Source organism: Bradyrhizobium sp. LCT2 (genome assembly GCF_009931255.1).
GTDB lineage: Bacteria > Pseudomonadota > Alphaproteobacteria > Rhizobiales > Xanthobacteraceae > Bradyrhizobium > Bradyrhizobium diazoefficiens.
The window spans coordinates 4,532,203-4,550,054 of sequence record NZ_CP034432.1 but is presented as its reverse complement, the minus strand read 5'-3'; the positions used below and the strand labels follow the sequence as shown (position 1 = coordinate 4,550,054).

The window sequence follows — 17,852 nt, the reverse complement described above, 5'->3', positions numbered from 1 at the left end:
ATTTGACAGCGACGGCCTCACCACCCATGTTCGGTTCGAAACGGCCGACCCGAATCTCGTCGAATTCGGCCTAGAATTTCCCCGTAAGTTACTGGAACTACATGAATATCGTCATTGTGGAGTCGCCGGCGAAAGCCAAGACGATCAACAAGTATTTGGGCTCGTCCTATGAGGTTCTGGCCTCGTTCGGCCATGTCCGCGACCTCCCGGCGAAGAACGGTTCCGTCGATCCGGACGCCAATTTCAAGATGATCTGGGAGGTCGATCCCAAGGCGGCCGGCCGGCTCAACGATATCGCCAAGTCTCTGAAGAACGCCGACCGCCTGATTCTCGCCACCGACCCTGATCGCGAGGGCGAGGCCATCTCCTGGCACGTGCTGGAGGTGTTGAAGGAGAAGCGCGCGCTCAAGGATCAGAAGATCGAGCGCGTGGTGTTCAACGCCATCACCAAGCAGGCCGTCACGGACGCGATGAAGCATCCGCGCCAGATCGACGGCGCGCTGGTCGACGCCTATATGGCGCGCCGCGCGCTGGACTATCTGGTCGGCTTCACCCTCTCCCCCGTGCTGTGGCGCAAGCTGCCGGGCGCCCGCTCGGCCGGCCGCGTGCAGTCGGTGGCGCTGCGCCTCGTCTGCGACCGCGAGCTCGAGATCGAGAAGTTCGTCGCCCGCGAATACTGGTCGCTGGTCGCGACCCTGCTCACCCCGCGCGGCGATGCGTTCGAGGCGCGTCTCGTCGGCGCCGACGGCAAGAAGATCCAGCGCCTCGACATCGGCACCGGCGCGGAAGCCGAAGACTTCAAGAAGGCGCTGGAAGCCGCCGCCTACGCGGTCACCGCGGTCGATGCAAAACCCGCCCGGCGCAATCCGCAGGCGCCCTTCACCACCTCCACGCTGCAGCAGGAAGCCAGCCGCAAATACGGCTTTGCGCCCGCGCACACGATGCGCATCGCCCAGCGCCTCTATGAAGGCATCGACATCGGCGGCGAGACCACCGGACTCATTACTTATATGCGTACCGACGGCGTGCAGATCGATCCGTCCGCGATCACCCAGGCGCGCAAGGTGATCGGCGAGGATTACGGCAACGCCTACGTGCCGGAGGCCCCGCGCCAGTACCAGGCCAAGGCCAAGAACGCCCAGGAAGCGCACGAAGCGATCCGCCCGACCGACATGTCCCGCCGCCCGGACAGCATGAGCCGCAAGCTCGATTCCGATCAGGCGCGGCTCTACGAGCTGATCTGGAAGCGCACCATTGCGAGCCAGATGGAAGCCGCCGAGCTCGAGCGCACCACCGTCGACATCACGGCGAAGGCCGGCGGCCGTACGCTGGAGCTGCGCGCCACCGGCCAGGTCGTCAAGTTCGACGGCTTCCTCGCGCTCTACCAGGAAGGCCGCGACGACGAGGAAGACGAGGATTCCCGCCGCCTGCCCGCGATGAGCGCCGGCGACGGCCTGAAGCGGCAGTCGCTCGCCGTCACCCAGCATTTCACCGAGCCGCCGCCGCGCTTCTCCGAGGCCTCGCTGGTCAAGCGCATGGAGGAGCTCGGCATCGGCCGGCCCTCGACCTATGCCTCGATCCTCCAGGTCCTGAAGGACCGCGGCTACGTCAAGCTGGAGAAGAAGCGCCTGCACGGCGAGGACAAGGGCCGCGTCGTGGTCGCGTTCCTCGAAAGCTTCTTCAGCCGCTACGTCGAATACGACTTCACCGCCAACCTGGAAGAGCAGCTCGATCGCATCTCCAACAACGAGATCTCCTGGCAGCAGGTGCTGAAGGATTTCTGGAGCGGCTTCATCGGCGCCGTCGACGAGATCAAGGATTTGCGCGTGGCGCAGGTGCTGGACGTGCTCGACGACATGCTCGGACAGCACATCTATCCGCCCCGCGCCGACGGCGGCGACATCAGGCAGTGCCCGAGCTGCGGCAACGGCCGGCTCAATCTCAAGGCCGGCAAGTTCGGCGCCTTCGTTGGTTGCTCGAACTATCCGGAGTGCCGCTACACCCGCCAGCTCGCCGCCGACAGCGAGGCGACGGCCGACCGTTCGCTCGGCCAGGATCCCGACACCGGTCGCGACGTCTGGGTCAAGGCTGGCCGCTTCGGCCCGTACATCCAGCTCGGCGAGCAGAAGGATTATGAGGAAGGCGAGAAGCCGAAGCGCGCGGGCATCCCGAAGGGCACCTCGCCCGGCGACGTCGAGCTCGAGCTTGCGCTGAAACTGCTGTCGCTGCCGCGCGAAATCGGCAAGCATCCGGAGACCGGTCAGCCGATCACCGCCGGCCTCGGCCGCTTCGGGCCGTTCGTGAAGCACGAGAAGACCTATGCCAGCCTCGAGGCCGGCGATGAGGTCTTCGACATCGGCCTCAACCGCGCCGTGACGCTGATCGCGGAAAAGGTCGCCAAGGGCCCGAGCCGCCGCTTCGGCGCCGACCCCGGCAAGCCGATCGGCGATCATCCGACGCTCGGCACCGTCACCGTGAAGAGCGGCCGTTACGGCGCCTATGTCACCGCCGGCGGCGTCAACGCGACGATCCCGGCCGAGTTCGAGAAGGACACCGTCACGCTGCCGCAGGCGATCGCACTGATTGACGAGCGCGCGGCCAAGGGTGGCGGCAAGACCAAGGCGAAGAAGGCGGCGAAGCCGGCCAAGGCCAAGAAGGCTGCGGCGAAGGCCGCCGGCGGCGATGACGCCGCGCCCAAACCCAAGAAACCGGCCGCGAAGAAAGCCGCGGCCAAATCCGAATCCACCAGCAAGGCGCGCGCCGCCGTGTCGTCGACTGCAAAGACGTCGCCGACCAAGGCCGCCGCCACCAAGAATCCTGCAAACACTCCGGCCAAGAAGAGTGCCGGCAAGAATTAGAGGTTAAGTGAAACGCAAGAATGACCGTGGCTTTCCCGACAGGCAAGCCATCGTCGCCTTCATCAAGGCAAATCAGGGAAACGTCGGCACCCGCGAAATTGCGCGCGAGTTCGGCCTGAAGAACGCCGATCGCGTCGAGCTCAAGCGCATGCTGCGCGAGCTCGCCGACGACGGGACCATCAAGAAGAAGCGCCACAAGGTCTCGGAACCGGACACCCTGCCGTCGACGCTGGTCGCCGACATCACCGGCCGCGACTCCGATGGCGAGCTGATCGCCTCCCCCACCGAATGGGACGAGGTCGAAAGCGGCGAACCGCCAAAAATCCTCATCGTCATGCCGCGCCGGCCGAAGCCCGGCACCGCCGCCGGCGTCGGCGACCGCGCCCTGCTGCGCGTCGAGCGCATCGACGAGACCGAAGGCCCGGCCTATCGCGGCCACATCATCAAGGTCTTCGACAAGGCCAAGAGCCGCATCCTCGGCGTGTTCCGCGAGCTTCCCGAAGGCGGCGGACGGCTCGTCCCCGTCGACAAGAAATCTGCCGACCGCGAGCTGAACATTGCCGCGGCCGACACGCAGGGCGCCCAGGACGGCGACCTCGTCAGCGTCGACATCGTCCGCTCACGCGCCTTTGGCCTCGCCTCAGGCCGCGTGAAGGAGAAGCTCGGCTCGGTCAAGTCGGAGAAGGCGATCAGCCTGATCGCGATCTACGCGCACGACATTCCCCTGCAATTCCGCCCCGCGGCAGAGCGTGAAGCCGAAGCGGCGGAGCCGGCGAACCTGAAGGGGCGCGAGGACTGGCGCGACGTCCCGCTCGTCACCATCGATCCGCCCGATGCGAAAGATCATGACGACGCGGTGCATGCGCAGGCCGACGACGATCCCAACAACAAGGGCGGCTTCATCGTCAACGTCGCCATTGCGGATGTGAGCTTCTACGTGCGGCCGGGCACCGCGCTCGACCGCGACGCGCTCGACCGCGGCAATTCGGTCTATTTCCCCGACCGCGTCGTGCCGATGCTGCCGGAGCGCATCTCCAACAATCTCTGCTCGCTGGTGCCGGGCGAGCCGCGCGGCGCGCTGGCGGTGCGCATGGTGATCGGCCCCGACGGCCGCAAGCGCTCGCATACGTTCCACCGCATCCTGATGCGCTCGGCGGCGAAGCTGAACTACGCACAGGCGCAGGCCGCGATCGACGGCCGGCCTGACGACACCACCGGCCCCCTGCTCGATCCGATCCTGAGGCCGCTCTACACCGCCTATGCCTGCGTCAAGCGCGCAAGAGACGAGCGCGATCCGCTCAATCTCGATCTGCCCGAGCGCAAGATCCTCTTGAAGAGCGATGGCACGGTCGATCGCGTCATCGTTCCGGAGCGTCTCGATGCGCACAAGCTGATCGAGGAGTTCATGATCCTCGCCAACGTCGCGGCGGCCGAGATGCTGGAGAAGAAGTCGCTGCCGCTGATCTACCGCGTGCATGACGAGCCGACGCTGGAGAAGGTCCACGCGCTCGCGGAGTTTCTGGAGACGCTCGACGTTCCCTTCGCCAAATCAGGCGCGCTGCGCCCGGCCCTGTTCAACCGCGTGCTGGCCCAGCTCGAGGGCCACGACCACTTCCCGCTGGTAAGCGAGGTCGTGCTCCGCGCTCAGGCGCAGGCCGAATATTCCGCCGAGAACTACGGTCATTTCGGCCTGAACCTGCGCCGGTACGCGCATTTCACCTCGCCGATCCGCCGCTACGCCGACCTCGTCGTGCACCGCGCGCTGGTCCGCGCGCTCGGCCTTGGCGAAGGTGTGCTGCCCGACACCGAGACACCGGAAACGCTCGGCGAGGTCGCCGCCCACATCTCGGTGACCGAGCGGCGCGCGATGAAGGCGGAGCGCGAGACCGTGGACCGGCTGATCGCGCACCATCTCGCCGACCGCATCGGCTCCAGCTTCCAGGGCCGCGTTTCCGGCGTCACGCGCGCCGGCCTGTTCGTCAAGCTGAGCGAGACCGGCGCCGACGGCCTGATCCCGATCCGATCCCTTGGCACGGAATATTTCAACTATGACGAGAGCCGCCATGCCCTCGTCGGCACGCGCAGCGGCGCCATGCATCAGCTGGGTGACGTGGTCGACGTCCGTCTGATAGAAGCAGCTCCGATCGCAGGCGCGCTGCGCTTCGAGCTGCTGTCGTCAAGCGGCGAGACCGCGCCGCGGGGCCGCAGGGCATCCGGTCCGCAACGCCGCCCCTCGTTCAAGGCGCATCCCGGACGCAGTCCGGCGAAGAAGCACAAGCCGGCGAAGCCGAAGAAGCCCGGCAAGGGCAAGAAGAACAAGGGCAAAGGCCAGAAGGGCAAGGCATGGTGACGATGAGCACGGCCCCGAAAATCTGGACGCGCGAGACCGGCCTCGTCGAGAAGCGCGATGTCTGGACGGCAATGAAGCGCGGCTTTCGCGGCCGCTGCCCGCGTTGCGGCGAAGGAAAACTGTTCCGCGCCTTCCTGAAGACCGCTGATCATTGCTCGGCGTGCGGCCTCGACTTCACGCCGCATCGCGCCGACGATTTGCCCGCCTATCTCGTCATCGTCATCGTCGGCCACATCGTGGTGCCCGGCATCCTCTGGATCGAGACCAACTACACGACGCCGGTCTGGCTCAGCTTCGCGGCCTACCTGCCCTTCACGTTCTTCGCCTCGCTCGCGCTGCTCCAGCCGGTCAAGGGCGCCGTGGTCGGATTGCAATGGGCTCTGCGCATGCACGGCTTTGACGACAACCCTCCGGATGGTATTCCGCCGGTGTAAGCAATAAGCAAGAAGCGGTTTGGGTGAGGACATGACGGACACGTTGCAGGCAGCCGAGAAGGCAAAGATCCACGAGGGCAAGGAAGCCGACCATCATCCCTATTTCCGCCCGAAGGATGCGGCGACACTGATCCTGGTCGATCGCAGCGGCGCCGTTCCGAAAGTCCTGGTCGGCAAGCGCCACGACAAGGTGGTGTTCATGCCCGGCAAGTTCGTCTTCCCCGGCGGCCGCGTCGACAAGGCCGACTACCGTGTGCCGTGTGCGGCCCCCATCACCTCCGAGCTGGAAGCCAACCTCGCCAAGGGCAGCCCGAAGACGCCGGCCTCACGCGCAAAATCGCTGGCGGTCGCCGCGATCCGCGAGGCCTGCGAGGAGACCGGCCTCTGCCTCGGCCGCAAGGCCGAGGGGAAAGCGCCGAAGCTCGACGGCGCCTGGAAGCCGTTTGCTGATGCGAGCCTGCTGCCCGATCCCTCAGGCCTGTTCCTGATCGCGCGCGCGATCACCCCGCCGGGTCGCGTCAAGCGGTTCGACACGCGCTTCTTCACCGCGGATGCCTCCGCGATCACCCATCGCGTCGAGGGCGTGATCCATGCGGATGCGGAGCTGGTCGAGCTGGTCTGGGTCGAGCTCGGATCGAAGCCGCTCGCCGATCTGCATCCGATGACGCGCAACGTGCTCAACGAGCTCGACACGCGCCTTGCCACCGGCCCGCTCCGCCACGACGCGCCGGTGCCGTTCTTCCATTTCTACGGCGGCAAGATGCAGAAGGATATTTTGAGCTGACTGCTCACCTCTCCCGTAGGGAGAGGTGAACCGGGCTAAGCCGATCGAGTATTCTTATCATGCGTCGTCGCTATCCGGCTCGGTGCCGACATAGTCGCGCGCCGGCAGCTTGAGGACGCGGCCGATCTCGCCCGCGAGCTTGTCCGCCTCCTCGCGCCTGGTGAAGCTCATCAGGTTGATCGGCTCGGTGCCCTTGTTGCCGCAGAGATTGACGTCATAGGTCGTCAGATCCGCATCGTAGTCGTCGGTGATGCTGATGAAATGATAGTCGGCGAGATTGCGATGCCTGCGAATGTTCAGCGGGCCGAACTGGCTGGTGATGACGATCTGGCGCAGCGTCTCGTTGAGCACGACGAAATAGCGGAAGGTGAGCAGGATCAGGCCGGGGATGCCGACGAGCAGCCCGAGGCCGGTGAACACCAGCACCGGCACGAGATCATCGGCGAGCCGGCCGAAGCCGGAGAAATCCTGGCGCAGGCCGAGCGCGACATTCCACAGCAGATAACCGCTGGCCGCCAGCAGCGGCAACGACAGCAGCCGGCCAACCCAGGGCATCGGCCGGTCGATACGGACCATGCCGCCATCCACTGTCATCGCGCCTGCCATTGATGGTCTCCTCACGAGGTCATGGCTTTGGTCGGAGCGAGCGGCGGATTGGTTCGATGGGCGGCCCACTCCCTCACCGTCATTCCGGGCTCGCCGCTAACGCGGCGCCCCGGAATGACGGGATTGTGCTGAGTGGATCGCGAAATACGAAAAATTCTTCCCGCCTCCCCCAATGGCGGAGTTCCCACTCATGCCTATGTCTTTCCCCAACGACACCCAGAACGGATACGGGGCGATGGCACAACGACAACTCAAGCTTGGCGCGTTCATGCGCCCGATCAGCATCCACACCGGCGCCTGGCGCTATCCGGGGGCCTGGCCGGACGCCAATTTCAATTTCGGCCACATCAAGACGCTGATCAGGAAGCTCGAGGCCGGCAAGTTCGACGCCTTCTTCATGGCCGATCACCTCGCCGTGCTGAACATGCCGATCAACGCGCTCAAGCGCAGCCACACCGTGACGTCGTTCGAGCCGTTCACGCTGCTGTCGGCGCTCTCGGCGGTCACCGAGCGGATCGGCCTGATCGCGACCGGCTCGACCACCTTCGACGAGCCCTATCACGTCGCGCGCCGCTTCGCCTCGCTGGACCATCTCAGCGGCGGCCGCGCGGGCTGGAACATCGTCACCACCTCGAACCCGGACGCCGCGCTGAATTTCGGGCTCGAAGATCACATGGAGCACGCCGAGCGCTACAAGCGCGCCCGCGAGTTCTACGACGTCGTCACCGGCCTGTGGGATTCCTTCGCCGACGACGCCTTCGTGCGCGATGTCGAGAGCGGGCTGTTCTTCGAGCCCTCGAAGATGCACACGCTCGACCACAACGGCAAATACCTGAAAGTGCGCGGCCCCCTCAACATCGCCCGCCCGGTGCAGGGCTGGCCGGTGATCGTGCAGGCCGGCGCCTCCGAGGACGGCAGGCAGCTTGCGGCCGAGACGGCGGAGGCCGTGTTCACCGGCGGCGGCAGCCTCGCCGACGGGCAAAAACTCTACGCCGACATCAAGGGCCGCATGGCGAAAGTCGGCCGCGACCCTGGACATCTCAAGATCCTCCCCGGCGCCTTCGTCGTGGTCGGCGACAGCGTCGATGAAGCCAAGGAGAAGCGCGCGCTGCTCGACAGCCGCGTGCATTACGACAGCGCCATCGCCTCGCTCTCTGTCATCCTCGGCACCGATGCGTCGGGCTTCGACCCGGACGGGCCTCTGCCGGAGATCCCCGAGACCAACGCCAGCAAGAGCGGCAGGCAGCGCATGGTGGACCTCGCTGCCCGCGAAAAGCTCACCGTCCGCCAGCTCGCCCAGCGCGTCGGCGGCTATGGCGGGCTGGCCTTTGTCGGCACCGCCAAGACCATCGCCGACCAGATGGAGGAATGGCTGGTCGGGCGCGGCTCCGACGGCTTCAACATCATGTTCCCGTTCCTGCCCGCCGGCCTCGACGATTTCGTCGACAAGGTGGTCCCGGAGCTCCAGCGGCGCGGGATTTTCCGCAAAGAGTATGAAGGGGCCACTTTGAGGGAGAATCTGGGCCTGCCGCGGCCGAAAAACCGGTTCTTCGAGGCGTAATGGGCCCGATTTGGGTGGTTTTCGGGGTGTAAAACCTTGACATCAGGCGGTTTCTGGCTAGGTTGCCGGCCAACGCGGGCCGTTTGGCCGGCTCCAGATTCCCTTCATTTCTGAGGTTCTGAACATGGCCAAAGCGGTCACCATCAAGGTCAAGCTCGTGTCCTCGGCCGACACCGGCTTCTACTACGTCGCCAAGAAGAATTCGCGCACCATGACCGACAAGCTGGTCAAGAAGAAGTACGACCCGGTCGCGCGCAAGCACGTCGAATTCCGCGAAGCCAAGATCAAGTAAGAAGATCAAGTAAGATCGCGGGATACGTTACGGACTTTTGACGGGGCCTCACGGCCCCGTTTTTATTTTGTCTGTCGTGTCCCGGGCGCGCGGCAACGCGCGGGCGCTGTGGCGCTGGGTCCGGAGCGCGAGACTGAAGCTGACGCGCTACTCCTTCTCCACGCCGTCATTGCGAGGAGCTCGCGACAAAATTGCGGAGCAATCCAGTCGTTCTGCAGAGGCACCCTGGATTGCCTCGCGGAGCCTGTCATCGCGCCGCGCTTTGCGCGGCCGGTGGCTCGCAATGACGGCGCGAGCATTCCGCGTTCTGCATGGCTGCCATCTCGGCCGCGGGCCACCGGCAGACATCCGCTCAACCCTCGGTTGCCCGATCCGGAATGTATGTTACCGTGCACTTACCGGAACGGCATTTCCGTCCCGGATTTGGGAAGGACATGGTCATGAGATTGTCATCAAGCCTTGTCGTGCCTTCAACTGTCGCTGTCTTGTCAACCGTCCTGGTGTGCGGTCCCGCCGCGTCGCAGATCCCGACCGGCTCCGCCGCCACACTTCCCCCCGTCACGGTCGATGCACCGAAGCAATTGACGAAGCCACCGGCGCCGCAGCGGGCGGCAAACACCGGGGCATCATCGCGCCGGACTGCGTCAACCGTTCAAACGTCATCGTCAACCGCACGGACGCCTTCGTATGCACCGGGTTCAGTGATGGGGAGGATTGCCAGCCTGGAGAAAGTCGCCAGCAGCTGCAACGGTGGCTGTGCATCAAGTTTCCCACACGGCAAGGAGCCCTGGATTGGCTGTAGCGAGTCGGGCGGCAACATAGATTATGGACCTTTCTCGCCAACGTGCCGAGACACCATCACCCATACGTCCTACGAGAATTGCGTCGAGACGAAGGTGTTCCTGGGCGAGAATCGAAACAGAGCCCACTGGTTCTGCAGCAGCCTGGCCGCCGGCAACAGGTTTAAGGTCGCAGAACTCAAGCGGTCGGGGCGTCCGCGCTAGTCCCGTCCGCTTGAACTCAGCCCCGGATGTCGGCCCGCGCTTGCCGCGGGTCGCCACGTTGAAGCCGTCCGATTCCAACGTTGGCGCCAGCAGTCGGCGCCAACGGCCATCTCCATCACGAGTTCGTCCTGCCGGCCAGGGACGCCAACAGGCGGCCGGCAGCTGCCAGATCTGCCGTCTCCAGGCCTTCCGTGAATTGCTCGAACACGGGCCTTAACAGCCCGCAGGCATCGTCAGGTTGCCCTCGACCCGCCAACAGCGCAGCCAGATCGATTGCGGTGCGTAACTCCCAGGCGTGCGCGCCTTGGCGACGGCTCAATTCGAGCGACTGCTTGAACCAGCGTTCCGCATCGTCAACCCGGGTCGGCATAGCCAGGACGGCGCGTCCCCTGACACGCAACGCTTCTGGCATGAAGAAGAGATCTCCATTCTCCTCGGCCCGGCTGATCGTGTCATCGACCAATCTTATGGCTTCGCCGACCTGTTCGATTGCGAGGAGCCCTTGCGCCAGGAGAATGTTGAACTCCGTGTTGCGCACCTCGTAGTGCATCGCGTGGCAGTGCTTCAGGCAACCGCGAAGTGTGTCGACGCCGCCCCTTGCATCGCCACGACGGATCGCGAGGATGCCTTTGTACCCGTAGCCAACATGAAGATAGGGGCCCAGGGAATGGGACCGGGCATGCGCCACCAGGCGGTCAGCATGTGCTTCGGCGCTTGCGAGATCGCCGTTCCAGACGAATACGTCCGGAGCCCAGGCAAGAGCGACAGCAAGCGATGCGGGATTGGTGCTGGATTCCGCGTCTTTGATTGTCTCGCGCGCGCGGACCGCGGCCTTGGTGGGATGCCCCTGCACCCATAGGCCCCGCGCAAGGCCGAGGCCAACCAGGATGCGGTCATCGAACCCAAGATAGGCCCGCTGGGCGTGCGACCAATGCTGGAGCGCAGCCTCGAGCTCCGACCGGGCGCTGCAGTGCTCACCGATGAAGTGGAGCGCCCTGCCCACGGCCGATTGGGCCAGGGCCATCGCGTGAGGGTCCTCGGCGGCCCCGGCAACCGTCCGCGCGCGCCTTGCATGATCCAGCGCAGTCTTGAATTCGCCGTCGCGCGTGCAGAACATCGACAGCGTGCCGAGAATTCCAACTTGGCTGAGCACGTTGCCGCCTGCCTCCGCAATCGCGAGGCTTCGGTCCAACGCCGCACGCGCTGCGTCGCTCGGCCCGTTCATGTGCATTGACGCAACCCCGAGGTTTGCCTGGAGCTGCATCTCCTCCGGTTCGCCGCGGGTCCTGCCTTCCAGCGCGACGATTGCGTGCTGCGACCAGCGATAGCATTCGGACAACAGCGACATCGCCAAAAGGACAGGCGCTGCGGCTGCCGCCAGCTTGATCCCGATTTCGGGATCGCCGCCCTCGCCAAAACACCATTCCAACGCCGCCCGGACATTGTTGAGGTCGGCAAGGTGCGCCTCCCTTTCAGCGCCGCTCGACAACGCTGCCCATTCCCTTCCCGCCTGCTCCGACCAGCGCCGAAAGTAGTTTGCGTGGCGCACGGCCAAATCGGCAGCCTCCGGATCGGTGATTTCCGTCCCGAGAATGTAAGTGCGCGTCGTGTCAAGCAGCCGATAGCGCATCATGGCTCCGATCGGGCGGGTCGTAACCATCGACTTGGCAATGAGGCTGTCGATCGCGCCAAGGACGGCGGTCTGGTCGAGGTTGACGCTTGTGACCACCGCGAGCATTGCGTCCAGCGTGAAATGTCCGACGAACACGGCCAGCCGGCGAAGTACCAGCCGCTCGACGCTGGAAAGCAACCGGTAGCTCCAGTCCAACGTTGCCTGCAAAGTCTTATGACGCGGCGGCGCGGTGCGCGAACCCAGCCACAACAAGGTCAAGCGCTGGTCGAGCAGAGCCGCCGTATCGCGCAATCCATAGGCCTCGACGCGCCTTGCTGCCAGCTCTATGGCCAATGCCACGCCGTCCAGCTTCCGGCAGATACCGACCACGATTGGCGCGTCTGCATCGTCGAGATCCAACCGGGCGCCGCTCGCCGCTGCGCGTTCGACGAACAGCTGCGTGGCTGGGAACGATCGCGCAATTGCCGCCGTTGGCATCGCGTCGTCTGGCGGGCATGCCAACGGCTCCAGTCGATAGATCTGCTCCCCATCAACCTGTAGCGCTTCTCTGCTGGTCGCGAGTATGTGGACTTGCGGGGTCTCTCTGAAGACGCACGACGCGAAGGTCGCTACCGACTCGATCAGATGTTCGCAGGTGTCGAGGATCAACAGGACCCGCTTGTCCCGAAGATAGGCGATCAGGTTCGGCGTAGCGTCGTCCGATCGCACCGATAGTCCCAGCATGGATGCGACGGTACTCGTCACCAGCCGTGAATCGCTCAACATGCTCAGATCGACAAACAGCACCGCGCCCCCGAATGCCTCAATCAGGTGGTGCCCGAGCGCGGTCGCGAGCGTGGTCTTGCCGACGCCTCCGAGGCCGACCACCGTGACGAAGCGCGCCACTTCCAGTTGGGCGGCGACCCTTTGCAGATCATCTTCCCGGTCGATCAATCCTGCGGGACGGACAGGCAGGTTGGCGTTTCGAAAGCTCTCAGCGGCAGCTGATGCCGCCTCGGGCTCCCCGAGCGACCGTGAGACTGGCGCTACGAAGCAGTAGCCTCGACCGGCCACGGTCGTTATGTATCGCGCGCCGTCTTTTCCGTCGCCGAGCATCTTGCGCAGGCTGGCCATTTGACCGCGCAGGCTGCCCTCTTCGACCGTGACGTTGGGCCAGACCAGCGACAGAAGGTCTTTCTTGCTGATGACTTCATTCGGCGTGGAGACAAGAGCGGTCAAAATTTCGTAGGCGCGTGCGCCCAAGTCGACGGGAACTCCGTCTTTGGTGAGCAACCGTTCGCTTGCAGTCAGGCGAAACGGCCCGAACGACAGGACTTCCTTGCCGTGCGTCGTCATTGGAACCGTCGCATTGTGCCCATGCTCCGGACCACATTTTAGGCCAAGGTCCCGCGTCAGGCCAACGGTCGGGAAATTGCCGTGCAGTCCTCACACTACCAAGGGCGAAGGACTGACGCCTCCTAACAACATTTCACAACGCATGACGGGCCATTCGCGACGGTTGGGCTTAGCTTGTTCGCCATCGGATAGGACGGCGCACGACAATGTCGAGCACAAGCCCATGAACAAAACCATCTTGCACGATCCCTTGGCGGCTCTGTTCTCGCCGGCGGCGCACCCGAGGGACGTTCCGGTTCCCGAGCTCCGCCCGGCCGATGTGGAGATGGCGCGGGTGCTCAAGACCGCGCCAATTCGTATGGCCTCCGATCCGTTGGGCGGCGCCATCGCCCATTGGAAACATGGCGCCCTGCATGACGTCGTTGAACCCATGGCCAATCATGTCGTCATGACTTACCCGTGCGGCGTGCAGCGACTTGAGCGGCGCGCCGGCAAGTCGGTCGCGATCGGAACGGCCCGTTCCGGCGTGGTGACGATCATTCCGGCAGGCTCAAGCGCCCGATGGGACATTGCCGGGGACATCAATGTCGTTCAGCTCTACCTCCCCCACACGACGCTCGATCGTGTCGCCCGGGAAGCCCGCGCGGCTGCACCTGGCGACCTCATGGAGCGAACGGGGCATCCCGATCCCATCACATCCCGCCTGCTGCTGAGTGCAGCGGATGCACTGGACGGCAATGCGGCCCTGGATGCCTTGTTCAGACATCAACTGACAGATCTCCTGGCCACCCGCATCTTGGCCGCGCACGTCGGTTCGCCTACCGCGATCCAGGCACTGATCGGCGGGCTGTCGCCAACAGCCCTCCGCCGCGCGATCGATCGCCTGCGCTCGGAGAGCGATTCCGATGTCTCTCTCGCGATGCTCGCTTCGGATGCCGGCCTGTCACGCTTCCATTTCTGTCGTGCCTTCAAGGAAAGCACAGGGCTCTCGCCGCATGCCTGGCTCCGCCAGTACCGACTCGAGCAAGCCATGAACATGCTGCGCGATACTGACGATTCGGTCGTCTCGATCGCAGCGGCGCTCGGGTACGCCTCCCAAACCGCCTTTGCCGCGGCGTTCAGAAAGCTCGCCGGCGTGACACCGAGCGACTGGCGGCGACGTCTCCGTTAAGCAGCAATCGCCCTGCAGGCGCTGCAATCGGTTGCGCAGCTACAGCTCATTTCCGTGAGATCCTCAGAGGCGCCGAACCGACAGCCCCTCGGCTTGCGCCGTTGTGTCGGCTTCGGGTTGCGAGCGGCGACATCCGCATCCCCCCAAACCGTCGCTCACGAGTCCCCGCTCCGGCTACGCCGTCCGCAGCACCGGCGGCTGCGACGGCCGGATCAGCGCGAACGCCACCTGCACGATGCCGCCGGCAAGACCGAGCGCGACGCCGATGCGCCAGGCCATGGTGTAGGAGCCGAGCGCGTCGTAGAGCACCCCTCCGCCGTAGGCGCCGAGGAAGCTGCCGATCTGGTGGCTCATGAAGGCGAGGCCCTGGATCATCGCCTGCCAGCGCAGGCCGAACATCTCGGCGACTGCGCCTGCCACCAGCGGCCCTACGCCCATCCACAGGAAGCCCATGATGGCGCCGAACAGCAGCGTCGAGAACGACGTCGCCGGCAGCATGAAGTACCAGGCGAGCGCCAGCGAGCGCAGGATGTAGATGCCCCCTAACAGCGCGAGCTTATTCCAGCGCTGGCCGGCCCAGCCGAAGAACAGCGAGCCCAGCACGTTGAAGCCGCCGATCATGCCGAGCGTCTGCGCGCTCAGCATCGGATCGAGGCCGCAGATCGCGAGGTAGGACGGCAGGTGCGTCGTGAGAAACACGAGCTGCATGCCGCAGACGAGATAGGCGCAGGTCATCACCGCGAAGGAGGCGTTGCCGAACGCGGCCGTCGCCACCGATGCGGCCGTGGCGTCGCCGATATCGTCGGCGGCCGGCTTCGGCAGCGGGACCTTGTCGACACGCCCCGCATACCAGGCCGCAGGGATCATCAGCACCGACATGATGACGAAGCCGGCGAGCCCGATGCGCCAGCCAAAGCCTTCGTTGAGCAACTGCCCGATCGGCGCGGACAGCAGCGCGCCGAGCGAGCCCGCGCCGGAGACGATGCCGAGCACGGTGGACCGGACGGTCTCGGGCACAGCGCGCGCGGCCACCGACATCGCGATCGCCGCCGCGGTGCAGGCGAGCGAGGTGCCGATCAGCACGCCGGCGCCGATCATGATGCTGACGAGCCCGCCCGCGGTCGCCATCAGAATGAGGCCTGCGATGTACATCAGCGAGCCGACGATCATGATCGGGCGGAAGCCGTAGCGCACCGTCATCGCGCCGGCGAGCGGCTGGAGAAAGCCCCAGGCGAGGTTCTGCACGGCGAGCGCCAGCGTGAAATCCGAGATCGAAATGTGGATGTCGTGAGTCAGCGGCTGCATGAAGATGCCGAGGCTCTGCCGCAACCCCATGCTTAGCGTCAGCATGATCGAGGCGCCGATCAGGATGGGCAATGTCGGCCGCAGGACCTGCAACAGGGGCATTTTTCTTCTCCCTCGTGGGCGCGGCGCGAGCGCCGACGTCTGCAATATCAGTTGATTTTGGTTACACAGACCTGTGTACTTAGGCTATGAAAAGGTGCACGCTGTCAAGCGAACAGGACGCGCGCTGCTGCATGGCTCCCCCGACGACCCCACAGACGATGAAGGAGCGGATCCTCGAGACCGCCGACAAGCTGTTCTATCTGCAAGGCATTCGCGCCATCGGCGTCGACACCATCGCGGCCGAGATCGGCATCTCCAAGCGCACGCTGTACAACCACTTCCCCTCCAAGGACGCGCTGATCGCGGCTTACCTTGAGCGCCGTTTCGTAGCTCCGCGCCCCTCCGACAAGCCGCCGGCCGAGCAGATCCTCGCCACCTTCGATTCGCTGGAGCGCCGTTTTGCGGCGAAGGATTTTCGCGGCTGCCCGTTCGTGAATGCGGTGGCCGAGCTCGGCCCAAAGGACCGCGCGGTGAGGAAGATCGCGGTCGCCTTCAAGGAAAGCCGCCGCGTCTGGTTTCGCGAGCGGCTCAACGAGCTCGGCGTTGCGAATGCGGACGCGCTGGCAACGCAGCTCGTGCTGCTGGTCGACGGCTCGATCGCCCAGGACCTCGTCCGCGACGACCCCGCGATGGCGCGCGCCGCGAAGGAAGCGGCGAAGGTGCTGCTGCGGAATGCGGGGGTGGATGTGGGGGATGGTGCGGCGAAGCCCGCGAAGGGGCACAAGCGCCCGCCAGACTAACCATTGTCGCCGTATCGCTCGCTGTCATCACCCGCGAAAGCGGGTGATCCAGTATTCCAGAGGCGGTTGTGATTGAACCGAGAGGCCGCGGCGTACTGGATTCCCCGCCTTCGCGGGGAATGACAGCGGAGTTTGTAGGACCGCCGCGATCCTAACAAAATGCCCCTGTTTTGCCCGACGAGCCAAACGGCGCTATCGCCAGCGCAAGCCGTCTTGCTACCCGCGTAAGCCCTTGATCCGACTAGCGCCGGCTACTGTGCATGGGGTTGTTTTCACAACTTTTGTGCGAGCCGCCCTCACGCCGCCTGCGAGACCACGCGATTGCGGCCGTCGTGCTTGGCGCGATACAGCGCAGTGTCGGCGCGCTTGAGGACGTCGGCGACCGCCTCGCCCTTCTGCTCCAGCGTTGTGAGGCCGATCGAGATCGTGACCTCGATGCGCTTGGTGCCCTTGTGGATCGCGAACGGCTCGCCCGCGATCGAGCGGCGCAGGCGCTCGGCGACCATGCCGGCGACGTGGAGATCGGTCTCCGGCATCACGATGACGAACTCCTCGCCGCCATAGCGGCAGGCGAGGTCAATGCCGCGGATCGACTTGCGCACGCGCACCGCGAATTCGCGAAGCACGTCGTCGCCGGCATCGTGGCCGTAATTGTCGTTGATCGACTTGAAATAGTCGATGTCCAGGATCATCAGCGCCAGCGGCTTGCCGCGGGTTGCGGCCTGCTCGGCGAGCGTCGCCAGATGGCTCTCCATGTAGCGGCGATTGTGCAGGCCGGTGAGCGCGTCGGTGATCGCCATCTCGATCGAGTTCTGCACGTTGTCGCGCAGATGATCGGTGTAGCGGCGGCGACGGATCTGGGTGCGGGCGCGGGCCAAGAGTTCGGTCTTGTCGATTGGTCGCAGCAGATAGTCGTTGACGCCGATCTCGAGGCCGCGGAGCAGCCGGGTCGAATTCTCGGGGTCCGCGATCGCCAGGATCGGCACATGGCGCGTGCGCTCCAGCGAGCGCGCCTGGCTGCAGAGCCGCAGGCCATCGAAATTGTTGAGGTCGAGCGAGACGATCAGCAGGTCGTAATTGCCCTCGGCGGCGTGGAACAGCGCTTCGGTCGGGTTCGGCTCGACATCGACGGTGTGCTCGGCCGCGAGCAGGCTCGCCAGCCGCTCATAGGAGGACTGGCGGTCGTCGACCAGGAGGATGCGGCCGCCCTTGCCGGTGTCGGCGACCGCAGTGCGCTCCGGCGCCTGCATGCCGATCTCGAGCGAGGTGATGGCGCGCATGCGCAGCTCGTCGGTCATCATCTTCAGCCGCGTCAGCGAGCGCACGCGCGCGATCAGCACGACGTCGGAGACGGGTTTGGTCAGGAAATCGTCGGCGCCCGCTTCCAGCCCGCGGTTGCGGTCGGACGGGCTGTCGAGCGCCGTCACCATCACGACGGGGATGTGGTGCGTCGCCGGATCGGTCTTCAGGCGGCGGCAGACCTCGAAGCCGTCCATGTCGGGCATCATCACGTCGAGCAGGATGATGTCGCATTCGGCGCGGCGGGAGATCGCCAGCGCCTCGGTGCCGTTCGAGGCGGTCATCACGTCGAAATATTCGGCGGAAAGCCGGGCCTCGAGGAGTTTGACGTTGGCAGGAACGTCATCGACAACCAGGATACGCGCGGACACTTTGAAC

At 65.1% G+C, this 17,852-nt stretch carries 12 protein-coding genes; 8 read left to right on the top strand and 4 right to left on the bottom strand.

Going from position 1 to position 17,852, the window contains the following annotated elements:
* Window positions 1-101 precede the first annotated feature (101 nt).
* The 4 genes from topA to EI171_RS21975 are packed head-to-tail and all read left to right on the top strand — an operon-like array spanning window position 102 to window position 6,426.
* A complete protein-coding gene (topA, locus tag EI171_RS21990; protein WP_161534666.1) occupies window positions 102-2,858 on the top strand; it encodes a type I DNA topoisomerase in 2,757 nt (918 codons plus the stop codon).
* 7 nt (window positions 2,859-2,865) lie between these two features.
* Window positions 2,866-5,208 carry a ribonuclease R gene (gene rnr, locus EI171_RS21985; protein WP_161534665.1) on the top strand — a complete coding sequence of 781 codons (2,343 nt, stop codon included), beginning with the start codon at window positions 2,866-2,868 and terminating at the stop codon, window positions 5,206-5,208.
* A complete protein-coding gene (locus EI171_RS21980) occupies window positions 5,202-5,642 on the top strand; it encodes a DUF983 domain-containing protein (protein ID WP_011087873.1) in 441 nt (146 codons plus the stop codon). The genes rnr and EI171_RS21980 overlap by 7 nt, the downstream gene beginning before the upstream one ends.
* 31 nt (window positions 5,643-5,673) lie before the next feature.
* Window positions 5,674-6,426, top strand: a complete 753-nt coding sequence (locus EI171_RS21975; protein ID WP_161534664.1) for an NUDIX domain-containing protein — start codon at window positions 5,674-5,676, stop codon at window positions 6,424-6,426.
* 57 nt (window positions 6,427-6,483) lie between these two features.
* Here EI171_RS21975 and EI171_RS21970 read toward each other — a convergent pair whose 3' ends face one another.
* On the bottom strand, window positions 6,484-7,032 hold the full coding sequence (locus EI171_RS21970) for a hypothetical protein (protein WP_161534663.1): 549 nt from the start codon (window positions 7,030-7,032) through the stop codon (window positions 6,484-6,486).
* 235 nt (window positions 7,033-7,267) lie between these two features.
* On the opposite strand from EI171_RS21970, the gene EI171_RS21965 reads away from it, so the two are divergent.
* Window positions 7,268-8,593 carry an LLM class flavin-dependent oxidoreductase gene (locus tag EI171_RS21965; RefSeq protein WP_161534662.1) on the top strand — a complete coding sequence of 442 codons (1,326 nt, stop codon included), beginning with the start codon at window positions 7,268-7,270 and terminating at the stop codon, window positions 8,591-8,593.
* A gap of 124 nt (window positions 8,594-8,717) precedes the next feature.
* Window positions 8,718-8,885 (top strand): 50S ribosomal protein L33, encoded by a 168-nt coding sequence (rpmG, locus tag EI171_RS21960; protein WP_007603295.1) that lies wholly within the window; start codon window positions 8,718-8,720, stop codon window positions 8,883-8,885.
* Window positions 8,886-10,004: 1,119 nt separating this feature from the next.
* Here rpmG and EI171_RS21955 read toward each other — a convergent pair.
* Window positions 10,005-12,857 carry a winged helix-turn-helix domain-containing protein gene (locus EI171_RS21955; protein WP_161534661.1) on the bottom strand — a complete coding sequence of 951 codons (2,853 nt, stop codon included), beginning with the start codon at window positions 12,855-12,857 and terminating at the stop codon, window positions 10,005-10,007.
* A 223-nt stretch (window positions 12,858-13,080) separates the two neighbouring features.
* Between EI171_RS21955 and EI171_RS21950 the strand changes: the two genes are divergently transcribed.
* The gene (locus EI171_RS21950; RefSeq protein WP_028171568.1) at window positions 13,081-14,028 is read left to right on the top strand and encodes an AraC family transcriptional regulator; all 948 of its coding nucleotides are present in this window, start codon (window positions 13,081-13,083) and stop codon (window positions 14,026-14,028) included.
* A 174-nt stretch (window positions 14,029-14,202) separates the two neighbouring features.
* On the opposite strand, the gene EI171_RS21945 is transcribed toward EI171_RS21950, so the two are convergent.
* Window positions 14,203-15,435 (bottom strand): MFS transporter, encoded by a 1,233-nt coding sequence (locus tag EI171_RS21945; RefSeq protein WP_011087880.1) that lies wholly within the window; start codon window positions 15,433-15,435, stop codon window positions 14,203-14,205.
* A gap of 131 nt (window positions 15,436-15,566) precedes the next feature.
* Between EI171_RS21945 and EI171_RS21940 the strand changes: the two genes are divergently transcribed.
* Window positions 15,567-16,175 (top strand): TetR/AcrR family transcriptional regulator, encoded by a 609-nt coding sequence (locus EI171_RS21940; protein WP_028171566.1) that lies wholly within the window; start codon window positions 15,567-15,569, stop codon window positions 16,173-16,175.
* 296 nt (window positions 16,176-16,471) lie between these two features.
* Here EI171_RS21940 and EI171_RS21935 read toward each other — a convergent pair whose 3' ends face one another.
* Window positions 16,472-17,845, bottom strand: coding sequence for a PleD family two-component system response regulator (locus EI171_RS21935; protein ID WP_028171565.1), 1,374 nt, complete (start codon window positions 17,843-17,845; stop codon window positions 16,472-16,474).
* Between the last annotated feature and the right edge of the window lie 7 nt (window positions 17,846-17,852).